The sequence below is a fragment of the Streptomyces sp. GC420 genome, assembly GCF_009916105.1.
GTDB lineage: Bacteria > Actinomycetota > Actinomycetes > Streptomycetales > Streptomycetaceae > Streptomyces.
Window position 1 is genome coordinate 22898 of record NZ_JAAAXQ010000004.1, and the last position, 23708, is coordinate 46605.

Annotated in this window: 23 protein-coding genes; 19 read left to right on the forward strand and 4 right to left on the reverse strand. The window is 70.1% G+C overall.

The genetic code is table 11. The annotated features are described in order from the left end of the window. The first annotated feature begins 236 nt into the window (after window positions 1–236). The gene (locus GUY61_RS01215; RefSeq protein ID WP_166628135.1) at window positions 237–1841 is read left to right on the forward strand and encodes an ABC transporter substrate-binding protein; all 1605 of its coding nucleotides are present in this window, start codon (window positions 237–239) and stop codon (window positions 1839–1841) included. 93 nt (window positions 1842–1934) lie between these two features. Beyond that, window positions 1935–3524 (forward strand): ABC transporter substrate-binding protein, encoded by a 1590-nt coding sequence (locus tag GUY61_RS01220; protein ID WP_313896447.1) that lies wholly within the window; start codon window positions 1935–1937, stop codon window positions 3522–3524. A gap of 99 nt (window positions 3525–3623) precedes the next feature. Here GUY61_RS01220 and GUY61_RS01225 read toward each other — a convergent pair whose 3' ends face one another. Both GUY61_RS01225 and GUY61_RS01230 read right to left on the reverse strand, forming a co-directional pair. Further along, window positions 3624–4295 carry a response regulator transcription factor gene (locus tag GUY61_RS01225; RefSeq protein WP_166628136.1) on the reverse strand — a complete coding sequence of 224 codons (672 nt, stop codon included), beginning with the start codon at window positions 4293–4295 and terminating at the stop codon, window positions 3624–3626. Window positions 4296–4308: 13 nt separating this feature from the next. Next, a complete protein-coding gene (locus tag GUY61_RS01230) occupies window positions 4309–5208 on the reverse strand; it encodes a RecB family exonuclease (protein WP_243766086.1) in 900 nt (299 codons plus the stop codon). A gap of 107 nt (window positions 5209–5315) precedes the next feature. Here GUY61_RS01230 and GUY61_RS01235 point away from each other — a divergent pair, with 107 nt between their 5' ends. The 3 genes from GUY61_RS01235 (at window position 5316) to GUY61_RS01245 (ending at window position 8554) form a co-directional block, all read left to right on the forward strand. Further along, window positions 5316–6755 carry a site-2 protease family protein gene (locus tag GUY61_RS01235; RefSeq protein WP_166628138.1) on the forward strand — a complete coding sequence of 480 codons (1440 nt, stop codon included), beginning with the start codon at window positions 5316–5318 and terminating at the stop codon, window positions 6753–6755. Window positions 6756–6908: 153 nt separating this feature from the next. Next, window positions 6909–7796, forward strand: a complete 888-nt coding sequence (locus tag GUY61_RS01240) for a tRNA (adenine-N1)-methyltransferase (protein WP_166628139.1) — start codon at window positions 6909–6911, stop codon at window positions 7794–7796. A 176-nt stretch (window positions 7797–7972) separates the two neighbouring features. Further along, window positions 7973–8554: a hypothetical protein gene (locus GUY61_RS01245; RefSeq protein WP_166628140.1), complete on the forward strand. Its 582-nt coding sequence runs from the start codon at window positions 7973–7975 to the stop codon at window positions 8552–8554. A gap of 81 nt (window positions 8555–8635) precedes the next feature. On the opposite strand, the gene GUY61_RS01250 is transcribed toward GUY61_RS01245, so the two are convergent. Then, a complete protein-coding gene (locus GUY61_RS01250) occupies window positions 8636–8947 on the reverse strand; it encodes a ferredoxin (RefSeq protein ID WP_166628141.1) in 312 nt (103 codons plus the stop codon). 252 nt (window positions 8948–9199) lie between these two features. On the opposite strand from GUY61_RS01250, the gene arc reads away from it, so the two are divergent. The 5 genes from arc (at window position 9200) to prcA (ending at window position 14928) form a co-directional block, all read left to right on the forward strand. Beyond that, window positions 9200–10966, forward strand: coding sequence for a proteasome ATPase (gene arc / locus GUY61_RS01260; RefSeq protein WP_166628142.1), 1767 nt, complete (start codon window positions 9200–9202; stop codon window positions 10964–10966). Window positions 10967–11202: 236 nt separating this feature from the next. Next, window positions 11203–12714, forward strand: coding sequence for a depupylase/deamidase Dop (gene dop / locus GUY61_RS01265; protein ID WP_398953796.1), 1512 nt, complete (start codon window positions 11203–11205; stop codon window positions 12712–12714). Window positions 12715–12865: 151 nt separating this feature from the next. Next, window positions 12866–13084 (forward strand): ubiquitin-like protein Pup, encoded by a 219-nt coding sequence (locus GUY61_RS01270; protein ID WP_059248381.1) that lies wholly within the window; start codon window positions 12866–12868, stop codon window positions 13082–13084. Window positions 13085–13251: 167 nt separating this feature from the next. Beyond that, window positions 13252–14097, forward strand: coding sequence for a proteasome subunit beta (gene prcB, locus GUY61_RS01275; protein WP_166628143.1), 846 nt, complete (start codon window positions 13252–13254; stop codon window positions 14095–14097). 63 nt (window positions 14098–14160) lie between these two features. After that, on the forward strand, window positions 14161–14928 hold the full coding sequence (gene prcA / locus GUY61_RS01280) for a proteasome subunit alpha (protein ID WP_166628144.1): 768 nt from the start codon (window positions 14161–14163) through the stop codon (window positions 14926–14928). A 112-nt stretch (window positions 14929–15040) separates the two neighbouring features. Here prcA and GUY61_RS01285 read toward each other — a convergent pair whose 3' ends face one another. After that, the gene (locus tag GUY61_RS01285) at window positions 15041–16090 is read right to left on the reverse strand and encodes a LacI family DNA-binding transcriptional regulator (RefSeq protein ID WP_166628145.1); all 1050 of its coding nucleotides are present in this window, start codon (window positions 16088–16090) and stop codon (window positions 15041–15043) included. Window positions 16091–16150: 60 nt separating this feature from the next. Between GUY61_RS01285 and GUY61_RS01290 the strand changes: the two genes are divergently transcribed. From GUY61_RS01290 to tatA, 9 genes are all read left to right on the forward strand, one after another. Beyond that, on the forward strand, window positions 16151–17410 hold the full coding sequence (locus GUY61_RS01290; protein ID WP_166628146.1) for an MFS transporter: 1260 nt from the start codon (window positions 16151–16153) through the stop codon (window positions 17408–17410). Between the two features lie 101 nt (window positions 17411–17511). Then, window positions 17512–18873 carry a Pup--protein ligase gene (pafA, locus tag GUY61_RS01295; RefSeq protein ID WP_166628147.1) on the forward strand — a complete coding sequence of 454 codons (1362 nt, stop codon included), beginning with the start codon at window positions 17512–17514 and terminating at the stop codon, window positions 18871–18873. 185 nt (window positions 18874–19058) lie between these two features. Further along, on the forward strand, window positions 19059–20045 hold the full coding sequence (locus GUY61_RS01300) for an FKBP-type peptidyl-prolyl cis-trans isomerase (RefSeq protein ID WP_166628148.1): 987 nt from the start codon (window positions 19059–19061) through the stop codon (window positions 20043–20045). Between the two features lie 55 nt (window positions 20046–20100). Next, window positions 20101–20475: an FKBP-type peptidyl-prolyl cis-trans isomerase gene (locus GUY61_RS01305; protein WP_166628149.1), complete on the forward strand. Its 375-nt coding sequence runs from the start codon at window positions 20101–20103 to the stop codon at window positions 20473–20475. 197 nt (window positions 20476–20672) lie between these two features. Beyond that, window positions 20673–21632, forward strand: coding sequence for a YafY family protein (locus GUY61_RS01310; RefSeq protein ID WP_166628150.1), 960 nt, complete (start codon window positions 20673–20675; stop codon window positions 21630–21632). 17 nt (window positions 21633–21649) lie between these two features. After that, window positions 21650–22624, forward strand: coding sequence for a YafY family protein (locus GUY61_RS01315; protein WP_166628151.1), 975 nt, complete (start codon window positions 21650–21652; stop codon window positions 22622–22624). Window positions 22625–22672: 48 nt separating this feature from the next. Continuing rightward, window positions 22673–22966, forward strand: a complete 294-nt coding sequence (locus tag GUY61_RS01320) for a hypothetical protein (RefSeq protein WP_398953806.1) — start codon at window positions 22673–22675, stop codon at window positions 22964–22966. A 9-nt stretch (window positions 22967–22975) separates the two neighbouring features. Next, on the forward strand, window positions 22976–23173 hold the full coding sequence (locus GUY61_RS01325; protein ID WP_166628152.1) for a hypothetical protein: 198 nt from the start codon (window positions 22976–22978) through the stop codon (window positions 23171–23173). 208 nt (window positions 23174–23381) lie between these two features. After that, window positions 23382–23666: a Sec-independent protein translocase subunit TatA gene (tatA, locus tag GUY61_RS01330; RefSeq protein ID WP_166628167.1), complete on the forward strand. Its 285-nt coding sequence runs from the start codon at window positions 23382–23384 to the stop codon at window positions 23664–23666. Window positions 23667–23708 lie beyond the last annotated feature (42 nt).

The following is a 23708-nucleotide window of genomic DNA, read 5'->3' on the forward strand; positions in this document are numbered from 1 at the left end:
CCGAGCGACCCCAAGTGCCGAAATGAGCCCCGGGTCCGCCCTGTTCAAGCGCTCCCGGCGGGGGCTACTAATCTCGTGCGAGAACTCCGCCGCCAACCTCGTGCCCACTACACACGACGGAACTGGGTACGCAGGACCGATCGCTCACCACCGGCCCGATCGCGCCACCCCGAACGGGAGGCAGCGGCGAAGTGCGCAACGACAGCCAAGTGCCGGACCGAGGGAGATCTCCGAGCATGGACCGCAAGAAGATGGTGCTGCCGGCCGTGATCGGCCTGCTCGCCCCCGCGCTCGCCGCCTGCGGCGGCTCGGGCGGGAGCGCCGGCGGTGGCGACGCCATCGTCGTGGGCACCACCGACCGGTTCGTGTCCTCCGAGGAGGCGCCGTACCCGTTCGACCCGGTCGCCGCGTACGACGTCGGCTCCTGGAACGTCCTGCGGCACACCATGCAGACCCTGATGCGCGTGCCCCGCGGCGGCGGCGAGCCCGTCCCCGAGGCGGCCGACAAATGCGGCTTCGCCGACCGGCAGAACGAACAGTTCCGGTGCACGCTGCGCAGCGGCATGAAGTTCGCCGACGGCGGCGCGCTGACCGCCGAGGACGTCAAGTACTCCATCGACCGCGTGCTGCGCATCAAGTACGAGGAGGGCCCCTACGGCCTCCTGTCCAACGTGGACAAGGTCGAGGTGAGCGGGGACCTCGAGGTGATCTTCCACCTCAAGACGCCCGACGCCACCTTCCCGTACAAGCTGTCCACGCCCGTCGCGGCGATCGTCAGCGAGAAGCACTACGAGAAGAACAAGATCCGCGAGGGCTTCGGGGTGGACGGCTCGGGACCGTACACGATGCGGGTCGAGGCTGAGGGCGACGGGGTGAAGAGCGTCGTCTTCACCAAGAACCCCGAGTACAAGGGCAGCATCGAGACGAGGAACGAGAAGGTCGAGCTGCGCTCCTTCAAGAGCGCCGAGGCCATGGGCTCGGCCATCGAGAACTCCGGCATCGACATGATGAGCCGCACCATGACGCCGCAGCAGATCCGCGAACTGGACTCCGGCGCGGAGGACGGCATATCCCTTGTCGAGATGCCCGGCCTGGAGATCCGCTACCTCGCCTTCAACACCGCGGACCGGACGGTCAGGAACAAGGCCGTCCGCCAGGCCGTGGCCCAGGTCGTCGACCGCAGCGCGCTCACCACCGAGGTGTACGGCGATACCGCCGAGCCGCTGTACTCACTGGTCCCCGCCACCGTCAACGGGCACCAGAACTCCTTCTTCGACAAGTACGGCGAGCCCGACCCCGACAAGGCCGCCGCCCTGCTCGCCGACGCCGGTGTCGAGACCCCGGTCCGCCTGACCCTGAACTACACCACCGACCACTACGGTTCGGCCACCAAGAAGGAGTTCGAGGCGCTGCAGAAGCAACTGGGCGACTCAGGTCTCTTCGAGGTGGACGTCCACGGCGCCGAGTGGTCCGAGTTCCGCCCCGCCCAGGCCGCCCGCGAATACGCCGTGTACGGCATGGGCTGGTTCCCCGACTTCCCGGACGCCGACAACTATGTCGCGCCCTTCCTCGCCGAGGACAACTTCCTCAACTCGCCCTACGCGAACCCCACCATCCAGGACACCCTGATACCCCGGACCCGGCGCGAGGCGGAACGCAGCGTCGCCGACAGGGGATTCCAGGAGATCCAGGACATCGTCGCCGAGGACGTGCCGTACCTCCCGCTGTGGCAGGGCAAGCAGTACGTCGCCGCGCGCGACGACATCACCGGCGTCGAGTGGGCGATCAACTCCTCCTCGGAACTCCAGCTCTGGGAACTCGGACGCGGTGTGAGCGGCTGATGCCGAACGGCGAGAGACCCAGCAGACCCCGGACGGCGAGCCGCGCCGTCCGGCAGCCCCTTGCAGAATCGACGAGAGCTAAGGTAGTGGCACGTGAAAGGTCGTAACCCCTGGCTGGCTGCCCCCATCGTGACGGGGCTGGCCGCGGGCCTGCTCAGCGGTTGCGGTACGGACAGCGGCAGCGAGGCCGGAACCGGTGGCCCCGTGATCATGGGCATGTCCGACGACGTCCTCTCGGCGGACCCCGCGTCGGGTTACGACCCGGGCTCCTGGCTGCTGTTCAACAACGTCTTCCAGCCGCTGCTCAGCTTCCCCAAGGGCAGCACCACTCCCGAGCCGGAGGCGGCGGAGAGCTGCGGCTTCAAGGGGAGCAGCAGCAAGACGTACCAGTGCGTCCTGAAGGACGGGCTGAAGTTCACCAACGGCAACACGATGACCTCCAAGGACGTCAAGTTCTCCTTCGAACGCGTCCTGAACATCAACGACCCCGACGGTCCCGCGGTTCTGCTGAACACCATCGACACCATCGAGACCCCGGACGAGAAGACCGTCGTCTTCCACCTCAAGGTGCCCGACGCCACCTTCCCCGGGAAGATCGCCTCCGGTGCCGGGTCCATCGTCGACCACCGCGAGTACGACTTCGACAAGCTGCGCACCGACGGCAAGGCCGTCGGCTCCGGTGTCTACAAGCTCGACTCGTTCACCGACGACCGGGCCGCCTTCTCCGTCAACGCCGGCTACAAGGGCACGGCGGGCCGGGTCAAGAACTCCGGCCTCACCCTGAAGTTCTTCCACGGCAACCAGGAGGAGCTGGTCCGCGGGCTGAAGGACGGCGACGTCGACTTCGCCTACCGCGGTCTCGCCGCCAAGGACATCGCCGAGCTGGAGAACTCGACGGCCAACGAGCGCGACGGCCTCAAGGTCATCGAGGGCACCGGCGCCGAGGTCCAGCATCTGGTCTTCAACATGGCGCACCCGGTCGTCGGCAAACCCGGTGTCCGCAAGGCCATGGCCTACCTCATCAACCGCGACGCCCTGATCGACGAGGTCTACGAGTCCACGGCAACCTCGCTGTACTCGATCGTCCCGTCCGGCATCACCGGCCACACCACCGCCTTCTTCGACACCTACGGCGGCAGCCCGAACCGGGCCAGGGCCGAGGCCGCCCTGCGGGCCGAGGGCATCACCGAGAAGGTCCGGCTGACCCTGTGGGCCACCCCGATCCGCTACGGACCGGGCACCGTGGCCGAGTTCGAGATGATCGCCCAGCAGCTCAACGAGAGCGGCCTGTTCGACGCCAGGGTGAAGTCCGTCGAGCTGCCCGAGTACGAGAAGGGCATCGCGGCCGGCAAGTACGCCGTCTACGTCAAGGGCTGGGTGCCCGACTACCCGGACCCCGACAACTTCACCGCGCCCTTCTTCGGCGAGGGCAACGTCCTCGACAACCGTTACGACGCCGGTGAGATCGTGGACACGCTGATCCCCGCCATCTCCGCCGAGGCGGACCGCAACGCCACCACGCGGTACTTCACCGAGGTGCAGGACAAGGTGGCCGAGGACCTGCCGGTGCTGCCGCTGTGGCAGAGCAAGCAGTACGCCGTGGCCAAGAACGAGATCTCCGGCCTGGAGTGGACGCTGGACATCTCCACGATCTTCCGCTTCTGGGAGATCTCGAAGGGCTGAGACACCGCAAGAGGGCCGGTGCGCGGCGATCCCGCCGCCCACCGGCCCTCTCGTGCCTCCCCGCCGATTTTCCCGGCGGCCGGGCCCCGCGCGGACCGGCTACTGCGCCCCGGGTCTGACCAGCCCGCTCTCGTACGCGTACACCGCCGCCTGCACCCGGTCGCGCAGCCCCAACTTGGTCAGTACGTGGCCGACATGGGTCTTCACCGTCGTCTCGCTGACGAACAGGTCCGCCGCGATCTCCGCGTTGGACAGCCCCCGGGCCACCAGCTTCAGCACCTCGACCTCGCGGTCGGTCAAGGTGTGCAGCGTGTCCGGAACCGGCTCCTCACCGGACGGCAGATGCGTCGCGTACTTGTCGAGCAGCCTGCGCGTGATGCTGGGCGCCAGCATGGCCTCACCGGCCGCGACCACCCGGATCGCCTGCACCAGTTCATTGGCGGGCGCGTCCTTGAGCAGGAAGCCGCTCGCCCCGGCCCTGAGCGCCTCCACCACGTACTCGTCGAGGTCGAAGGTGGTCAGTACCAGGACCTTCGCCGGCCCGTCCCGCCCCGGCCCGGTGATCTGCCGGGTCGCCTCGACACCGTCCATCCGGGGCATCCGGATGTCCATCAGCACCACATCGGGCTGCAGAGCACGCACCTGGTCGATCGCCTGCAGGCCGTCCCCGGCCTCACCGACGACGGCGAGGTCCTGCTCGGCCTCCAGGATCATGCGGAAACCGGTACGGAGCAGCGGCTGGTCGTCGACCAGCAGGACGCGGATGGCCACGGGAACTCCTTCGCTAGACCGGGCCCATTCTGCCCTGCGGGACCCCGCCGGAGTCGGCCGGGCGCTGGGAACCGGGCACCGGCACGGCCAGCGGATACGGCGGGGGAGTGCCCCCGAACTCGGGGCACAGCGCCCGGTGGTCGCACCAGTCGCACAGCCGGGTCCTGCGCGGCCGCCAGTCCCCGCTCCCGGTGGCCTGCCCGATCGCCTCCCACAGGGCGAGGAGCTTGCGCTCCACCCGGCGCAGGTCCGCCGCGTCGGGGTCGTACGTCATGACCTCGCCGCTGCCGAGATAGACCAGTTGCAGCCTGCGCGGGATCACCCGCTTCAGCCGCCACACCACCAGGGCGTAGAACTTCATCTGGAACAGCGCGCCCTCGGCGTACTCCGGGCGCGGGGCCTTGCCCGTCTTGTAGTCGACGATGCGCACCTCGCCCGTGGGCGCCACGTCGACCCGGTCGATGATCCCGCGCAGCCGCAGCCCGGACTCCAGCTCCGCCTCGACGAACAGCTCGCGCTCGGCGGGCTCCAGCCGCGTCGGGTCCTCCAGCGCGAACCACCGCTCGACGAGCCGCTCCGCCTCGCTCAGCCACTCGGCGAGCCTGGCTCCGTCGGGGTCCCCCGCGAACAGCTCCGCCAGCTGCGGCCTCGACTCCAGCAGCCGCTCCCACTGCCCCGGCACCAGCGCCTTCGCCCGCGGAGCCGTGCGCCGCTCCGCCGGCTCGTCGAAGAGCCGCTCCAGCACCGCGTGCACCAGCGTGCCCCGGGTCGCCGCCTCGCTCGGCTTCTCGGGCAGCCTGTCGATCACCCGGAACCGGTAGAGCAGCGGGCACTGCATGAAATCACCCGCTCGTGAGGGCGACAATGAGTCCGGCGGGCGCGCGGTGCCGGACGACTCGGTGCTGGTGGTCATGACGCAGACCCTACGGCCCGCCACCGACAGTGGTCCGCATACCATCGACGCAGAGCCTTCCGCACTGCATGATCGTGGGATCGCACAAACTCTGACGAGGGGACAGCGTGGACGAGAGCGGCAACAGCGGGCAGCCGCGGTCCGACGAGGACCGGGCGGACTCCGGTGCCGCACCGACGGACGGACGGCATCCGGGCCACGAGCCCACCCGGCCCCGGCACCGGACCGCCGCTCCCCCCGACGGCGAGGACCGGTCCGTGGAGGCACCGGCCCACCGGAACGCGCCCGCCTCGGCGCCTCCCGCTCCGCCCGTGCCCCCGGAGACCCGGCCCGGGCAGTCCGCGCCCGGCGGCGAGCGGATCGTCCGGGGCAGGCAGCCGGACCGGCCGCGCGAACCCGGCGGCGGCATCCTCATGGGGCGCCCCTTCGGCGTCCCCGTGTACGTCGCCCCCAGCTGGTTCCTGGTGGCCGCGCTGATCACCTGGGTCTTCGGCGGCCAGCTGGAGCGCGTGCTTCCCGAACTGGGAGCCGCCCGCTACCTGGTCTCGCTCTTCTTCGCGGTCGCCTTCTACGCCTCCGTGCTGGTGCACGAACTGGCACACACGGTCGCCGCGCTCCGCTTCAAGCTCCCGGTGCGCCGCATCCAGCTCCAGTTCTTCGGCGGTGTCTCCGAGATCGAGAAGGAGTCCGAGACACCCGGCCGGGAGTTCGTGCTCGCCTTCGTCGGGCCCCTGCTCTCGCTGCTCCTCGCCGGTGTCTTCTACCTCGGCCTGTACCTCGTCGAGCCCGGCACGGTGCCCGGTGTGCTGCTGGCCGGCCTGATGATCTCCAACCTGATCGTCGCCGTCTTCAACCTGCTGCCCGGCCTCCCGCTGGACGGCGGCCGGATGCTGCGCGCCGTCGTGTGGAAGATCAGCGGTCGCCCCATGGCCGGCACCGTCGCCGCCGCCTGGGTCGGCCGGGCCCTCGCGGTCTCCGTCCTGGTCGGCCTGCCGCTGCTCACCCGCTCCGGGGCACTCGGCAACTCCACCGAGGACATCAGCGGCTTCGACACCGTCACCGACGCCCTGCTCGCCGCCATCCTCGCCGCGATCATCTGGACCGGCGCCGGCAACAGCCTGCGCATGGCCAGGCTCCGGGAGCACCTCCCCGAGCTGCGCGCCCGCACCCTGACCCGCCGCGCGGTCCCCGTGGAGTCCGAGACGCCGCTGTCCGAGGCCCTGCGCCGCGCCAACGACGCGGGCGCCCGCGCCCTGGTCGTCGTCGACGGCCGCGGGGACCCGGTCGCCGTGGTCCGCGAGGCGGCCATCGTGGGCGTCCCCGAGCACCGCCGTCCCTGGGTCGCGGTCAGCGGTCTCGCCCAGGAACTCAAGGACGGCATGCGGGTCTCCGCGGAGCTGGCGGGCGAGGAACTCCTCGACCACCTGCGCGCCACCCCCGCCACGGAGTACCTGGTCGTCGAGGAGACCGGCGAGATCTACGGCGTGCTGTCCACGGCCGACGTGGAGAAGGCCTTCGTCGCCGCGATGGCCCGGCCCGGTTCCTGAGCGCCGGCACCCTTGGCCCGGTTCCTGAGCGCCGGCGCCCCGGCCCGGTCCCCGGGACCCGGTTCCGGGGCCCGGCACCCCCGGGACTCCGCCCGCCGGGGTGCGCCGCGCACCGCGGTCACGGCACCGCCCGGGCGCGGGTAACCTGGTCACATGTCCGAACCGACCGGTGCCGCCCGCCGACGCGGGCCCTTCAAGGTCGGGGACCAGGTCCAGCTCACCGACCCCAAGGGACGCCACTACACGTTCACGCTCGAGGCCGGGAAGAATTTCCACACCCACAAGGGTTCCTTCCCGCACGACGAGCTGATCGGCGCTCCCGAGGGCAGTGTTGTCCGTACCACGGGGAACGTCGCGTACCTCGCGCTGCGTCCCCTGCTCCCCGACTACGTCCTGTCCATGCCCCGCGGCGCCGCCGTGGTCTACCCCAAGGACGCGGGCCAGATCCTGGCCTTCGCCGACATCTTCGCCGGCGCCCGCGTCGTGGAGGCGGGAGTGGGCTCGGGCTCGCTGAGCGCCTTCCTGCTGCGTGCCATCGGGGACCAGGGCATGCTGCACAGCTACGAGCGCCGGGCGGACTTCGCCGAGATCGCGCAGGCGAACGTGGAGCGCTACTTCGGCGGCCCGCACCCCGCCTGGCAGCTCACCGTCGGCGACCTCCAGGACAACCTCTCCGACACCGATGTGGACCGGGTCGTCCTGGACATGCTCGCCCCCTGGGAGTGTCTGGAGGCCGTCTCCAAGGCGCTCGTACCCGGCGGCATCCTGTGCGCGTACGTCGCCACCACCACCCAGCTCGCCAGGACCGTGGAGTCCATCAGGGAGATCGGCTGCTTCGCCGAGCCCCAGCCCTGGGAGTCGATGATCCGCAACTGGCACGTCGAGGGCCTGGCCGTGCGCCCCGACCACCGGATGATCGGCCACACCGGCTTCCTCGTCACCGCCCGCCGCCTCGCGGACGGCGTCGAGCCCCCGATGCGCCGCCGCCGGCCGGCGAAGGGCGCCTACGGCGAGGACTACGAAGGACCCAACAAGGGCTGAATCCAGGCAGACCGGCACAACACTCCGGCGCCGCCGCCGAGTTCCCGCACCGCAGGGGGAACTCGGCGGCGGCGTCTTTTCGTTGAAGACCCGGACCCACTGGTTCCACGCCGGAACGCGGTGTGGCAGCATGCGGGACACTCCCACTGGCACTGCTCTCACAGGAGACATCCCGAGTGCAGCATTCCGCGCTTCCGGACCTCGCTCTCGCCCATACGCAGACGCGTCCGGTGCACTGGCTGGCCACCGCCACCGCCCTCGCCGCAGTCGTCGCGCTCTCCGCGCTGATCCAGCCGTCCGGCGCCACCGCCAACCAGGTCCGTGCCCAGTCGGGACCTGGGCCCACACCGGTCGCCGCCCCCGACCCCGCGGCGGCGACGTTCCCCATGAAGTGCGGCACGGAGGGACCGGAGGTCGTCGAGCACGCCTCCGGCGACCTCGACGGCGACGGCCGGCCGGAGACGGTCGCGGTGGTCCGCTGCGAGGCCGGCTTCGGCACACCGCCAAGCGGGGTCTACGTCCTGACCCGGGCCGAGGAGGAGGACGCGCCCCGCGTCGTGGCCACCTTCGTCGAACCCGACCAGCGGCTGAGCGTCACGGAGTTCGCCGTGCGCGACGGCCGTGTCTCCGCGACCCTGCTCGGTTACTCCTCCGACGAGGTGCCACGCTGCTGCCCCGACGTCCAGGAGCGGGTCAACTGGCAGTGGCTGGAAGGAAAGTTCGTACGTACGCAACAGGCGGGCGCACCCGCCGTGTGATCATCGTGTGATGTGCGTCACGGTCGGGGGTGTCCGAGACCGTGACGCCGCACACCGCTCTGGCGGTGCGCAGCCGTCCAACTACTCAGCGTCGGGCCCGTACACCTCGACGCCGTCCGAAGCGCGCCGCACGTGGATGCACTCCCCCGGGCACTCGCGGGCGGAATCGACCACATCCTGCAGCAGCGGAAGCGGGACCGGCGCCGAGGCGCCCGGCGACTGGAGCAGTTCGTCCTGGGAGCTCTTGACATACGCCAGGCCGTCGATGTCGAGCTCGAAGACCTCGGGCGCGTACTGGGCGCAGATGCCGTCGCCGGTGCAGAGGTCCTGGTCGATCCAGACCTCCAGACTGTCGGCGCCGGTCTCGGTCGGGGCCTCGTTCTGCACGGACATATCGCCTGCCGTTTCCTGCGCGCGTGATCCAACGTGTATCAAAAGTCACCAGCCCTGGCGGGTGTTGACCATCCCGACGATACAACCGCCCGCTTTCCGATGCCGTTGGGTGGGTATCCAGCTGACGTGAGGGAGTACGCAAGGGTGAAGATCGGACACACCCCGACCGTCTTTGTGATCTAGGGGTTTCAATCACCCACCACCCAGGTAGGGTCAGGAAGCGTCCAGCTCCCCTTGGAGGAGGTGAGGACCGTGGCAGCCCACGACGACGACATCAACCGCGGCATCCGGCCGGGGCGGGGGTCTGAGGACCCCGCCGGCCAGGTTGCCTATCTCGAGCAGGAGATCGCCGTCCTGCGACGCAAGCTCGCCGACTCTCCGCGTCACACGAGGATTCTCGAAGAGCGGATCGTCGAGCTGCAGACCAACCTGGCCGGCGTGTCCGCTCAGAACGAGCGGCTCGCCAACACGCTCCGCGAGGCCCGCGATCAGATCGTGGCCCTCAAGGAGGAGGTCGACCGGCTCGCGCAGCCGCCGGCCGGATTCGGTGTCTTCCTGCAGGCGAACGAGGACGGCACCGCCGACATCTTCACCGGGGGCCGCAAGCTCCGGGTGAACGTCAGCCCCAGCGTCGAGCTCGACGAGCTCAGGCGCGGCCAGGAAGTCATGCTCAACGAGGCGCTCAACGTGGTCGAGGCCATGGAGTTCGAGCGCGCCGGGGAGATCGTCACCCTCAAGGAGATCCTCGAGGACGGCGAGCGCGCCCTGGTGGTGGGGCACACGGACGAGGAACGGGTGGTGCGGCTCGCCGAGCCGCTGCTGGACGTGACCATCCGCTCGGGCGACGCCCTGCTGCTGGAACCCAGGTCAGGCTACGTCTACGAGGTCATCCCGAAGAGCGAGGTCGAGGAACTCGTCCTCGAAGAGGTCCCCGACATCGACTACGACAAGATCGGCGGTCTGGGCAACCAGATCGAGATGATCCGCGACGCGGTCGAGCTCCCGTACCTCCACCCCGACCTCTTCAAGGAGCACGAGCTGCGCCCGCCCAAGGGCGTCCTGCTCTACGGGCCTCCCGGCTGCGGCAAGACGCTGATCGCGAAGGCCGTCGCGAACTCCCTCGCCAAGAAGGTCGCCGAGGTGACCGGCCGGCCCGCGGGGAAGTCCTACTTCCTGAACATCAAGGGCCCCGAGCTCCTGAACAAGTACGTCGGCGAGACCGAGCGGCACATCCGCCTCGTCTTCCAACGTGCGCGGGAGAAGGCCAGCGAGGGCACGCCCGTCATCGTCTTCTTCGACGAGATGGAATCCCTCTTCCGCACCCGCGGCTCCGGTGTCAGCTCGGACGTGGAGAACACCATCGTCCCGCAGCTGCTCGCCGAGATCGACGGTGTGGAGGGCCTGGAGAACGTCATCGTCATCGGTGCCTCCAACCGTGAGGACATGATCGACCCGGCGATCCTGCGCCCCGGCCGTCTCGACGTCAAGATCAAGATCGAGCGCCCGGACGCCGAGGCCGCGCGGGACATCTTCACCAAGTATCTGAAGGACTCCCTGCCGCTGCACACGGACGACCTCACCGAGCACAACAACGACCCGGCGGCGACCGTCCAGGGCATGATCCAGTCCGTCGTCGAGCAGATGTACGCCGAATCCGAGGAGAACCGCTTCCTCGAGGTCACATACGCGAACGGCGACAAGGAAGTCCTGTACTTCAAGGACTTCAATTCCGGCGCGATGATCCAGAACATTGTCGACCGGGCCAAGAAGATGGCCATCAAGGCCTTCCTCGACCAGAACCAGAAAGGTCTGAGGGTCTCCCACCTGCTCGCCGCCTGCGTGGACGAGTTCAAGGAGAACGAGGACCTGCCGAACACCACCAACCCCGACGACTGGGCCCGGATCTCCGGAAAGAAGGGCGAGCGGATCGTGTACATCCGCACCCTGGTCACCGGAAAGCAGGGCGCCGACACAGGACGCTCCATCGACACGGTGGCGAACACCGGTCAGTACCTGTAAATGACAGGGCGGCTGCGGATGCCTCCCCGGGGGCATCCGCAGCCGACTGTTTTTGCGGGGCGGGACCGGAGCCGACCAATGACGCAAATGATCTCCCCGACGGCGCGGAGGCGTTCTAGGCTCTTTCGTACCGCCGGTTTGCGCAGCGCGGGGACGGGCACCGCACACGCTCCGGAGAAAAAGCGGTACTTGAGCGTCGACCCCACCGCGGGGCGCCGCCGGGCAAGGAGGGCCGCATGACCGTACGGCGAGTAATGGGCATCGAGACGGAGTACGGGATCTCCGTGCCCGGCCACCCCAGCGCCAATGCCATGCTCACCTCGTCCCAGATCGTCAACGCCTACGCGGCGGCGATGCACCGGGCGCGCCGCGCCCGCTGGGACTTCGAGGAGGAGAATCCACTGCGGGACGCCCGTGGCTTCGACCTCGCCCGCGAGGCCGCGGACACCAGCCAGCTCACCGACGAGGACATCGGCCTGGCCAATGTCATCCTCACCAATGGCGCGCGGCTCTACGTCGACCACGCCCACCCCGAGTACAGCGCTCCCGAGGTGACCAACCCGCGCGACGCGGTCCTGTGGGACAAGGCGGGCGAGCGCATCATGGCGGAGGCCGCGGAACGGGCCGCCCAGCTCCCGGGCGCACAGCCGATCCACCTGTACAAGAACAACACGGACAACAAGGGCGCCTCCTACGGCACCCACGAGAACTACCTGATGAGGCGGGAGACGCCGTTCTCGGACATCGTGCGGCACCTGACGCCGTTCTTCGTCTCCCGGCAGGTTGTCACCGGCGCCGGCCGGGTCGGCATCGGCCAGGACGGCCACGAGCACGGCTTCCAGCTGAGTCAGCGCGCCGACTACTTCGAGGTCGAGGTCGGCCTGGAGACCACCCTCAAGCGCCCGATCATCAACACCCGTGACGAGCCGCACGCCGACGCGGAGAAGTACCGCAGGCTCCATGTGATCATCGGCGACGCCAATCTGTCCGAGATCTCGACCTACCTCAAGCTCGGCACGACCAGCCTGGTGCTCTCCATGATCGAGGACGGCTTCATCGCCGTCGACCTGGCGGTCGAGCAGCCGGTCCGCACGCTGCACCAGGTCTCCCACGACCCCACACTCAAGCGCCTGGTCACGCTGCGCAGCGGCCGGACACTCACCGCCGTGCAGTTGCAGATGGAGTACTACGAGCTCGCCAGGAAGTACGTCGAGGAGCGCTTCGGCGCCGACGCGGACGAGCAGACCAAGGACGTCCTGACCCGCTGGGAGGACGTCCTGGGGCGCCTGGAGACCGACCCCATGAGCCTGTCCGGCGAGCTGGACTGGGTGGCGAAGCGGGAGATCCTCGAGGGCTACCGGCGCCGTGACGGCCTCGAGTGGGACGCGGCGCGGCTGCACCTCGTGGATCTCCAGTACGCCGACGTGCGGCCGGACAAGGGCCTGTACAACCGCCTGGTGGCCCGCGGCAAGATGAAGCGGTTGCTGGACGAGCCCGAGGTGGAGCGGGCGGAGACCAAGCCCCCCGAGGACACCAGGGCCTATTTCCGCGGCCGCTGCCTGGAGCAGTACGCCGACGACGTGGCCGCCGCCTCCTGGGACTCCGTGATCTTCGATCTGCCCGGCCGTGACTCTCTGCAACGGGTTCCCACCCTGGAGCCACTGCGCGGCACCCGCAACCACGTCAAGGAGCTCCTGGACCGCTGTCGTACCGCGGAAGACCTGGTCAGGGTGCTCTCCGGCCGTTGATCGCGGCCGATCGCGCCGTTGATCGCGGCTGAAAAGCCCTCCGAATGGGAATCATGAAGGTGGGTCCCGGACGTTGGAGCAAGTACGGGGCCCGTGTCGGACCCTGCTTGTAGGGTCTGATCTTGTACGTCAACCGAGCGGGGTGAGGGAAATGGCGACCAAGGACACCGGCGGCGGACAGCAGAAGGCGACGCGTTCCACCGAGGAGGTCGAGGAGCAGGCGCAGGAGGCGCAGGCCTCCGAGGACCTCAAGGAGCGCCACGAGAAGCTGAGCGACGACGTGGACTCCGTCCTGGACGAGATCGACGACGTCCTGGAAGAGAATGCCGAGGACTTCGTGAGGTCCTTCGTCCAGAAGGGCGGGGAGTAGACCCCGACTCCGTCGGGATCCGCCGGAGACCTCCCGTCCCGGTGCCACCGGACCAAGACCGGTGGCACCGGGACGGATGACCGGCGAAGACCCGGGTAAGGTCCGTGCACAGTTCCTATGATCGGCCCCCCTTCGGTGCGGGCCTTCGCCTATCCGGAAGGAAACGCGTGGAAGCCAACCCTCGCAGCACCGGGCGTCTGCCTGCTGCCTTCCTGACGCCCGGCTCGTCCTCGTTCATGGACTTCCTGGCCGAACACCAGCCCGAGCTGCTTCCCGGCAAGCGCGCGCTGCCGCCCATGAAGGGCGTCATCGAGGCGCCGCACGGCACGACGATCGTCGGGGCCACGTTCCCCGGCGGTGTGGTGCTGGCCGGTGACCGCCGGGCGACGATGGGCAACATGATCGCCCAGCGCGACATCGAGAAGGTCTTCCCCGCCGACGAGTACTCCGCCGTGGGCATCGCGGGCACCGCGGGCCTCGCCGTCGAGATGGTCAAACTCTTCCAGCTGGAGCTGGAGCACTTCGAGAAGGTCGAGGGCGCCACGCTCTCCCTGGAGGGCAAGGCGAACCGGCTCTCCACCATGATCCGCAGCAACCTCGGCATGGCCATGCAGGGCCTCGCCGTGGTCCCGCTCTTCGCGGGCTACGACCTGGACCGGGAGAAGGGCCGGATCTTCTCGTACGACGTCACCGGCGGCCGGTCGGAGGAGCACGGCTTCGCTGCCACCGGCTCCGGCTCGATCTTCGCGCGCGGCTCGCTCAAGAAGCTCTACCGCGAGGACCTGACCGAGGACGAGGCCACCATGCTGGTCGTCCAGGCGCTGTACGACGCCGCGGACGACGACTCGGCGACCGGTGGCCCCGACATGGCCCGCCGGATCTACCCCATCGTCACCGTCATCACCGACGAGGGCTTCAGGAAGCTCACCGAGGCGGAGTCCTCGCAGATCGCGCGCTCGATCCACGAGCGGCGTCTCGAACAGCCCGACGGCCCCCGGGCCGCCCTCCTCTGACTCCGCCGCGTCCGAATCCTCGAGCCTTCGCCAGTGAACCCGACAGAAAGGGACGGATAGCCGGTGTCGACGCCGTTCTATGTCTCACCCCAGCAGGCCATGGCCGACCGGGCGGAATACGCCCGCAAGGGGATCGCCCGCGGCCGCAGCCTGGTCGTGCTGCAGTACGCCGACGGCATCGTCTTCGTCGGCGAGAACCCGTCCCGCGCGCTGCACAAGTTCAGCGAGATCTACGACCGGATCGGCTTCGCCGCCGCCGGCAAGTACAACGAGTACGAGAACCTGCGGATCGGTGGCGTCCGCTACGCCGACCTGCGCGGATACACCTACGACCGGGACGACGTGACGGCCCGTGGGCTGGCCAACGTCTACGCCCAGACGCTGGGCACGATCTTCTCGAGCGCCGCGGAGAAGCCGTACGAGGTGGAGCTGGTCGTCGCCGAGGTCGGCGCCTCGCCCGAGGGGGACCAGATCTACCGGCTGCCGCACGACGGCTCCATCGTCGACGAGCACGGCTCGGTCGCGGTCGGCGGCAACGCGGAGACCATCAGCAGCTTCCTCGACCAGCGGCACCGCGACGGCATGAGCCTGGCGGAGGCGCTGAAGCTGGCCGTGCAGGCGCTGTCCCGGGACACCAACGGCACCGAGCGCGAGATCCCCGCCGAGCGGCTCGAGGTCGCCGTGCTCGACCGGACCCGGCCCCAGAAGAGAAAGTTCAAGCGCATCGTCGGCCGTCAGCTCTCCCGCCTGCTGGAGGCCGAGGCCGACTCCGCCGAGTCCACGGAGTCCGGCTCCTCGGAAGAACCCCGGGAGTCCTCCGAAGACGAGTGACGTCGCCGTACCACCTCGCCTCCGCGCCCCTCGCCGCCCCGCGGCCGGGGGCGCGGCGCGTTCCGGGCCGCGGTGGCCCGCGGTCCGGAACGACCGGAGCCGGTGCCGCGCCCTACGGGTCGCGCGGCGGGGCCGTGGAGGCGCGCGGGACGAAGGTGACGGGGAGGGTGCCGGTCTTCGGCGTGCGGCCGTCCAGCAGCGCGAGGAGGGCGGACATGCCGTGCTCGCCGACCTGTTCCGCGGGCAGGCTGACCGTGGTGAGCTCCGGCTCGACGGCCGTCGCGAGGGACAGATCGGTGAACCCGGTCACCGAGAGGTCCTCGGGGACCCGCAGGCCCAGGCGGCGGGCCGCCTTGCAGGCGCCGGCGGCCAGGATGTCGTCGTCGCAGACCAGCGCCGTCGGACGGGGTCCCGGCGCCGTCAGGATCCGCTCGGCGGCGGCTCGGGCCGCGTCCACCGTCAGGTCCGCAGGTGCGGTGCCCAGCGAGGTGCCGGGTACGGCGCGCAGCGCGCCGGCCAGCGCCTCGGCCCGTACCGTGAAGGTCCAGGAGTCGATGTCCGCCGCCAGGTGCGCGAACCTACGGTGGCCCAGCGCCAGCAGATGCTCCGCCACCTGCCGCATGCCGTCCGCGATGTCGGGGTTGACGGCCGCCGCGATGCCCGGGCTCGCGGGGTCGCTGTCCAGCATCACCAGCGGAAGTTCCGTGCCGCGGATCGCGGCGACCGCCTCGGCGGCCATGGAGGAGGCGATGACGCCGTCCAGTGCGGCCTGCGCCGAGTCGAAGGGGTCGCGGGCCGGTCCCATGCCCTCGGGGGAGGGGTAGAGGACCACACCGAAGCCGTGATCGGCGGCGACCGAGGCGGCGCCCGCGTAGACCCGGGCGAAGAACTCGTTGGTGAGCGCCGGCACGACCAGCAGCGCGGTCCTGGTCCGCCCGAGGCGGAGACTGCGCGCCGCGAGGTTGGGCCGGTAGCCGAGTTCCCGGGCGGCCTCCCTCACCCGCTCGGCGGTCCGCACGGAGACCCGGCCCCGCCACTTCTCTCCCATCACCAGCGACACGGCCGCCTGGGAGACGCCGGCCTCCCGTGCCACGTCCCGGCTGGTGGGTGATCTCACTGCTGTCTCGCCTCGCTCTGCCGGTGGACCGCGGACTGCCGACATGGTACGTATGGAACGGCAGTTATACGTAAAACCTCGGCGTGCCGGGGAGAGGAGCAGGACATGGGCGCGAGCTACGCGGAGCTGCTGAGAGCGCGGCACGCCGCCCGGCTGCTGGCCGGCACCCTCATAGGGCGGCTGCCGAGCGCCACCGGCCACATCGCGATCGTGCTCTTCGTCCGCGCCGAGGGCGGCAGCTACACGCTCGCCGGGGTCCTCGCCGCCGTGTACGGACTGGCCACCGCCGTGGGGCAGCCGCTCCTCGGCCGCGCCGTCGACCTGAAGGGCCAGCCCCTGGTCATGCTCCCCGCGGCCGTCCTGTCGGCGCTCGCGATGGCCGTCTTCGCCCTCGGCGCGCTGGAGTCCCTGGCCGTCTCCTGCGTCGCGGTGGGCCTCGCCGGGCTCTTCACCCCGCCGCTGGAGGGCGGCCTGCGCGCCCTGTGGCCCAGCGTCCTGGGGCGTGAGGACCAGGTGCACACGGCCTATGCCCTGGACGCGGTCGCCCAGGAGCTGATGTTCGCCCTCGGACCGCTGCTGGTCACCCTCGGCATCGCCCTGTGGTCGGAGGCGGCCGCCCTGCTGGCCATCAACGCCCTCGGCGTCCTGGGCGCACTGTCCGTGGTCCTGTCCGAGCCCTCCCGGGCGTGGCGCTCGGCACCCCGGGAGGCGCACTGGCTGGGCGCCCTGCGCTCTCCCGGCCTGCTCACTCTGCTCGGCGCCTTCTTCTTCGTCGGCGTCGCCCTGGGCTCCATCACCGTCGCCGCCTCCGCGTACGCCGACGACCACGGTGACACCTCCGTCTACGGCTGGCTGATGGCCGCCAACGGGTTCGGTGCCCTCCTCGGCGGCGTGGCCTACGGGGCCCGGAAGTGGGCCGGCGCCCCGGAGAAGCGGCTGCTCGTCCTCGTCGCCCTGCTCGCCCTCGGCTACCTGCCGCTCGTCCTCACCCCCGGGGTGCCCGCGATGGCCTCGCTCACCGTGCTCTCCGGCGTCTTCCTGGCCCCCTGCCTCGCCACCGTCTTCATCGTCGTCGACCGCGTTGCCCCGGCGGGCACGGTCACCGAGGCCTTCTCGTGGCTGGTGACCGCCTTCGGGGTGGGTGCCGCAGCCGGGACGGCCTTCGCGGGGCCCGCCGTCGAGATCGGAGGAACGGCCTCCGGCTTCGCCGTCGCCGGCGGCGCGGGCCTGGTCGCGCTGGCGGTGCTGCTGTCCACCCGGCGGGTACTCGCAGCTCCCGGGCGCCCCGGCCGGATCCGGACAGTCGCCGAAAATGATCCAACGCGGACAGCTGAACCCGGTTTCAGCACCCGGCATCGGGCGTAGTGTTCATTCAGGTTCGCCTCGCGATGTCCTGCGGGACGCCTCGGCCGGCCGGCTCGTCGGCCGGGGGTCCGGGGGTTCGCCCCCGGGGAAATGGAGCACTCATGGACCGCCGCATTTTCGGGCTCGAGAACGAGTACGGAGTCACTTGCACCTTCAGGGGACAGCGCCGACTGTCCCCTGACGAGGTAGCGCGCTATCTGTTCCGCCGGGTGGTGTCCTGGGGCCGGAGCAGCAATGTCTTCCTGCGCAACGGCGCCCGCCTCTACCTCGATGTCGGCTCGCACCCGGAGTACGCGACTCCCGAGTGCGACAACGTGACCGAGCTGGTGACCCACGACAAGGCCGGCGAGCGCATCCTCGAAGGCCTGCTGGTCGACGCCGAGCGCCGCCTGCACGAAGAGGGCATCGCGGGCGACGTCTACCTCTTCAAGAACAACACCGACTCGGCCGGCAACTCCTACGGCTGCCACGAGAACTACCTGGTCGCGCGGCACGGCGAGTTCTCCCGTCTCGCGGACATCCTCATCCCGTTCCTGGTCACCAGGCAGCTGCTCTGCGGCGCGGGGAAGGTGCTGCAGACCCCGCGCGGCGCGGTCTACTGCGTCAGCCAGCGCGCCGAGCACATCTGGGAGGGCGTGAGCTCGGCCACCACCCGCTCCCGCCCCATCATCAACACCCGCGACGAACCGCACGCCGACGCCGAGCGGTACCGCCGGCTGCACGTCATCGTGGGCGACTCCAACATGTCCGAGACGACCATGCTGCTCAAGGTCGGCGCCACCGACCTCGTCCTGCGCATGATCGAGGCCGGCACCGTGATGCGCGACCTCACCCTGGAGAATCCCATCCGGGCCATCCGCGAGGTCAGCCACGACATCACCGGCCAGCGCAAGGTGCGGCTGGCCAGCGGCCGGGAGGCCTCCGCCCTCGAGGTCCAGGAGGAGTACTACGAGAAGGCCGTGGACTTCTGCGAGCGGCGGGGTATCCGCACCGGCATCGTCGAACAGGTCCTGGAGCTGTGGGGCCGCACGCTCGACGCCATCCGCGAGCAGGACCTGGACCGGATCGGTACCGAGATCGACTGGGTCATGAAGTACAAGCTGATCGAGCGGTACCGCGCCAAGAACAACATGACCATGTCGCACCCGAGAGTCGCGCAGATAGACCTCGCGTACCACGACATCCACCGGCGCCGGGGGCTGTACTACCTCCTGGAGAAGAAGGGGCAGGCCAAGCGGATCTGCAACGACCTGAAGATCTTCGAGGGCAAGTCGGTGCCTCCGCAGACGACGAGGGCGCGGCTGCGCGGCGACTTCATCCGCCGCGCCCAGGAACAGCGCAGGGACTTCACCGTCGACTGGGTGCACCTCAAGCTCAATGACCAGGCGCAGCGCACGGTGCTGTGCAAGGACCCCTTCCGGTCGGTGGACGACCGGGTGGAGAAGCTGATCGCCGGCATGTGAGCCGGCCGCCGGCGCCGCGCCGGACCGCACCGATGCCCGGAGGGGGACCCCCGCCGGGCATCGGTGTGTCCGAAACCCTCCTGACCGGGCGAAACACCTCGGTGGGCCGGGAGAACCCGTCGAACGCCGCGCGTACGACGTAGAGTGGCGGCCATTGTCCCCGCCCCCGATCCCCAGTTGGACTGATGAACTACAACGTGAAGCGACGTGCCCTCGCCCTGCTGGCCGTGCCCGCCCTGCTGTTCACCGCCGCGTGCGGATCCGACGGCGACGGGGACGGCAACGGTGACGCGGCGGGCGGCGTCGCGCAGGTCGAGGGAAAGTTCGGGGACAAGCCCGAGATCTCCGTTCCGAAGGACGGCGAGCCGTCCGGCACCACCGTGGTCAAGGCCGTGTCGACGGGTGACGGGGCCACGATCAAGGACGCCGACTTCGTCCGGCTGGACTGGGCCGTGGAGAAGTGGGACGGCGGTCAGGAACTCGGCGGCACATGGGCCTCGGCCACCGCGGGCGACAAGGCGCCCCGGCGGCAGTCCGTGGAGCGGATCGGCCAGCAGAGCCAGCAGCTGCCCGCCAAGGTCCTCGGAGCCGTGAAGGGCAAGAAGTCCGGCAGCCGCATCGTGGTGCAGGGCACCGCGGGCGATCTGGTCGGCGAGAACCTGAACACCGAGTCGGGCATCGCCAAGGACGACGTGCTCATCTGGGTCGTAGACGCCGTCGGCGCCGCGTCGGTCGACGTGAAGGCCGAGGCGAAGGGCGAGCAGGCGGCCACCGAGGCCGGTCTGCCCGAGGTGAAGGCTCCGTCCGGGAAGGCGGCGGCCATCACCATTCCCAAGGGCGCCAAGGCACCCAAGGAGCTCGAGGAGCAGGTGCTGATCAAGGGCACCGGCAAGAAGGTCGAGGCGGGCCAGGGCCTCGTCGCCCAGTACACCGGGGTCAAGTGGGAGGACGGCAAGAAGTTCGACTCCTCCTGGGACCACGGGGGCGCCACCGCCTTCCAGATCGGCAACGGCTCCGTCGTGGAGGGCTGGGACAAGGGCCTGGTCGGGAAGAACGTCGGCGACCGGGTGCTGCTGGTGATCCCGCCGTCCCTCGGCTACGGCGCCAACCCGCAGAGCGAGCTCGCCAAGAACACGCTGGTCTTCGTCGTGGACATCCTCGGCACGGTGTGATCACAGTGTCTGTGAGAATGTCCGGGTTGCATGCCGCCTACAAGGAGTAAGTGAAGTGAGCATCGAGAAGCCCGAGATCGATTTCCCGGGCGGCGAGCCCCCGGCCGACCTCGAGATCAAGGACATCTGGGAGGGCGACGGCCCGGTCGCCAAGGCGGGCGACACCGTGTCCGTGCACTACGTGGGCGTGGCCTTCTCCACCGGCGAGGAGTTCGACGCGTCCTGGAACCGCGGCACCCCGCTTCAGTTCCAGCTGGGCGTCGGCCAGGTCATCGCCGGCTGGGACCAGGGCGTGCAGGGCATGAAGGTCGGCGGCCGCCGCCAGCTGACCATCCCCTCGCACCTCGCGTACGGCGACCGCGGCGCCGGCGGCGGCGCCATCAAGCCGGGCGAGACGCTGATCTTCGTCTGTGACCTGGTCGCGGTCTGACCGTATTCTTCCGGTCCCAGGCCGGTCCGAGGGCCCATGCCGACCGGCGTGGGCCCTCGGCTTTGCCACCGCATCCGGGGGCGGTACGGTCAACGCTCAGAAGCGTCATCGCAGACCGAAGAAGCGAAGCAACGCGGAAAGCATCACGAAGCGTTGACAAGCGCCAAGAAGCAGCGGGGAAGGCGGAACGAGCGTCGATGGCCATTGCCAAGGCCGAGCGGCTGATGAATCTGGCCCTGTGCCTGCTCGGCACCCGGCGTCCGCTCAGCAAGCGGGAGCTGCGCGGCTCCATCGAGGCGTACATGGAAGCCGGTTCCGACGACTCCTTCAACCGGATGTTCGAGCGGGACAAGGACGACCTGCGCGAGCTCGGCCTGGTCATCGAGACCGTCGAGAACCTCGAAGGGGAAACCGGCTACCTGGCCCGCCGCGACAGCAACCGCCTGCCGCCCATCACCCTCGACGCCGAGGAGGCCGCGGCCCTGGGACTGGCCGCGAAGGTCTGGCAGCAGGCCCGCCTCGCCGGGGCCGCAAGCGGCGCCCTGCAGAAGCTGCGGGCGGCGGGGATGCCCGAGGCGGCCGAGGAGCCGTACGAGGGCCAGCACAGCGCCCTCGAACCCCGCATCCCCGTCCACGAGGCCGCCTTCGAGCCGCTGATGCTCGCCTGCCGCGACCGGCGCCCCGTCGTCTTCGAGTACCGCAAGTCCAACGCCGTGCGCCCGGAGACCCGGCAGGTCGAGCCCTGGGGCCTGGAATGCTGGCGCGGCCACTGGTACCTCGCGGGCTGGGACCGCGACCGTGCTGCCGAGCGGGTCTTCCGGCTCTCCCGCATCACCGGCCGGGTCCGCTCCCGCGCCGGACGGTTCACCGCCGAGGTGCCCGACGTGGTGACCGTGCGGGAGACGGTCGAGGACTGGGCGGGCGAGACCGCCACCCGCACCGCGCTGATCCGGCTGCGCGCCGGGGCGGGCTACCCGCTGCGGGCGCGCGCCGTCGGCACCCGGGAACTCGGCGACGGGTGGGACGAGTTGGAGATTCCGTACGGGCACGGTCTGGACGCCTGGCTGGTGGAGTTCGGGCCCGACGCGGTCGTCCTGGAGCCCGCCGACCTGAGGGCCGACGTGGTGGACCGGCTGCGCGCCGTAGCGAAGGGCTGAGGGGGAGAAGCACGACCATGGCCGCCAACGCCATCGACCAGACCAGACGGATGCTGTCACTGGTCACCTACCTGCGGGAGCGCCCGGGCGCGCACGTCGCCGACGTCGCCCGCGCCTTCGGTATCACCGAGGACGAACTGATCTCCGACCTCGACGTGCTGCCCATGTGCGGCACCAGCTTCCGGGGCGGGGACCTTCTCGACATCGACACCGACGGCGAACGCATCTGGTGGCACAATCCCGACGACGTCGCGGAGCCGCTGCGGCTGGCCGCCGACGAGGCGACCGCGCTGCTGGTCGCCGCCCGCGCCGTCGCCACCCTCCCCGGGCTGCGCGAGGGCGATCGGCAGGCGCTGCTGCGCGCCACGGCCAAACTCGAGGCAGCGGCGGGAGAGGCCGCGGGCGCGAGCGCCAGGCTGTCGGTGACCTTCGAGTCCGAGGGCGGCGTCTTCGCCGACGTCGACCGGGCCATCTCGGAGCGCCGCCGCCTGTGGATCCGCTACTACTCACCGGCCCGCGACGAGCTCACCGAGCGGGAGATCGACCCGATCCGGCTGTTCGCGGTCGGCCACACCTACGTCGAGGCCTGGTGCCGGCAGTCGGAGGCGCGCCGCACCTTCCGTCTCGACCGGGTGGCCGAGATCCGGCTGCTCGACGCCCCCGCCGACCCGCCGCCGGTCGAGCTCAGGGACCTTTCCGAGTCACTGGTGCAGCCGGCCGCCGACGACCCCGAGGTGGTCGTCGAGGTGGGACCGGGAGGCCGCTGGGTCGCCGAGTACTACCCGCACGACAGCGCGGAGGAACTGCCGGACGGCGGCCTGCGGATCGCACTGCGCACCCCCGAGCCCGCCTCGCTGCGCAGACTCGCGCTGCGGCTGGGCCGGGACGGCCGGATCGTGTCGCCCCCGGAGCTCGCCGAGAGCGCCAGGAACGCGGCACGCGAGGCGCTCGCGGCCTACGACACGGCGTACGACACGCACCGTACGCCGTGACGCGGCGGCACTGACGGCAGGAATCACGCCAGTGGAGGAGAAGCAGGGATGGTGACTGTGATGCCGGACGAGTCGGAGAGGTCCGCGTCGCCGGAGCGGTCCGGGCCGGTCGGGCCGATGGTCTTCAAGGCCGCCTGCCCCGAGTGCCGCAGCCGCTTCGAGCTGCACGCGGCGGCCCTGATGCTGGCCATCGGCGGCAGCCGCAAGACCACCTTCTACTCCTTCACCTGCCCCGAGTGCGGGTCAGCCGTGCGCAAACCGGCCGGAGAGCGCATCGTCGAACTCCTCACCGGCGGGGGAGTGCGGACCCTGCGTCTCACCTCCGTACCCGGCACCCTCTAGGCTCGGCGCATGTTCTGGCCGATGCTTGCAATCGCCCTCGGGTTCTGTGGTCTCGCCGTTCTGGGCGTCCTCGCGGTCAGGGTCTTCGTCGAGGTGCGCCGACTGGGCACTCAGGTGGCCGAAACCGCCCGTCGGATCAACAGCGCCGCGGCGGACCTCGAACGCTCCGCGACGGACATGGTGCGCACCGGCGAAGCGTTGCGCTGAAGGACCGCTCACAGCTGCCACATTGGTCAGGGAGGTACGCTCGTGATCGCGGCACCTGAGCGAGGCGTGGGCCGCATCCGAAGTACGCACAGGCATTGCCCCGCGTTTACTCCTGCGGGTTACGATCGCTGACAGTACGGTGGTGGTCGGATGTATGACCGGCCGGACGTACGGACACCATGTCGCCTCGGTGAAGAAGGTAATAGCTATGGGTAGGCTCGGCCCCACCGAGATCATTCTGATTCTCGTCGTCATCATCCTGCTGTTCGGTGCCAAGAAGCTTCCCGACATGGCCAGGTCGCTCGGCAAGTCGGCCCGCATCCTCAAGAGCGAGGCCAAGGCGATGAAGTCGGACGACCAGCAGAACGCCGCGGCCGGTCCGCCGAACGACGCGTCTCAGGGTCAGCCCGCTCCGCGGACCATCCAGGCCGCACCCGGCGATGTGACGAGCTCCCGCCCGGTCACGGAGCCGACGGACACCGCCAAGCGCTGACCCCCCCGGGAGGCCTTCGTGGCCTGCCGTACGAGATGAGGA

Excerpts from the sequence above, each read along its gene's own strand:
- tatA (WP_166628167.1), top strand. The coding sequence starts at position 23,382 with ATGGGTAGGCTCGGCCCCACCGAGATCATTCTGATTCTCGTCGTCATC.
- GUY61_RS01285 (WP_166628145.1), bottom strand. The coding sequence starts at position 16,090 with ATGTCGGCAGTCCGCGGTCCACCGGCAGAGCGAGGCGAGACAGCAGTG.
- GUY61_RS01320 (WP_398953806.1), top strand. The coding sequence starts at position 22,673 with ATGGTGACTGTGATGCCGGACGAGTCGGAGAGGTCCGCGTCGCCGGAG.
- pafA (WP_166628147.1), top strand. The coding sequence starts at position 17,512 with ATGGACCGCCGCATTTTCGGGCTCGAGAACGAGTACGGAGTCACTTGC.
- GUY61_RS01230 (WP_243766086.1), bottom strand. The coding sequence starts at position 5,208 with ATGACCACCAGCACCGAGTCGTCCGGCACCGCGCGCCCGCCGGACTCA.
- GUY61_RS01290 (WP_166628146.1), top strand. The coding sequence starts at position 16,151 with ATGGGCGCGAGCTACGCGGAGCTGCTGAGAGCGCGGCACGCCGCCCGG.
- dop (WP_398953796.1), top strand. The coding sequence starts at position 11,203 with ATGACCGTACGGCGAGTAATGGGCATCGAGACGGAGTACGGGATCTCC.
- GUY61_RS01215 (WP_166628135.1), top strand. The coding sequence starts at position 237 with ATGGACCGCAAGAAGATGGTGCTGCCGGCCGTGATCGGCCTGCTCGCC.
- GUY61_RS01270 (WP_059248381.1), top strand. The coding sequence starts at position 12,866 with ATGGCGACCAAGGACACCGGCGGCGGACAGCAGAAGGCGACGCGTTCC.
- GUY61_RS01325 (WP_166628152.1), top strand. The coding sequence starts at position 22,976 with ATGTTCTGGCCGATGCTTGCAATCGCCCTCGGGTTCTGTGGTCTCGCC.
- GUY61_RS01310 (WP_166628150.1), top strand. The coding sequence starts at position 20,673 with ATGGCCATTGCCAAGGCCGAGCGGCTGATGAATCTGGCCCTGTGCCTG.
- GUY61_RS01300 (WP_166628148.1), top strand. The coding sequence starts at position 19,059 with ATGAACTACAACGTGAAGCGACGTGCCCTCGCCCTGCTGGCCGTGCCC.
- GUY61_RS01250 (WP_166628141.1), bottom strand. The coding sequence starts at position 8,947 with ATGTCCGTGCAGAACGAGGCCCCGACCGAGACCGGCGCCGACAGTCTG.
- GUY61_RS01315 (WP_166628151.1), top strand. The coding sequence starts at position 21,650 with ATGGCCGCCAACGCCATCGACCAGACCAGACGGATGCTGTCACTGGTC.
- GUY61_RS01240 (WP_166628139.1), top strand. The coding sequence starts at position 6,909 with ATGTCCGAACCGACCGGTGCCGCCCGCCGACGCGGGCCCTTCAAGGTC.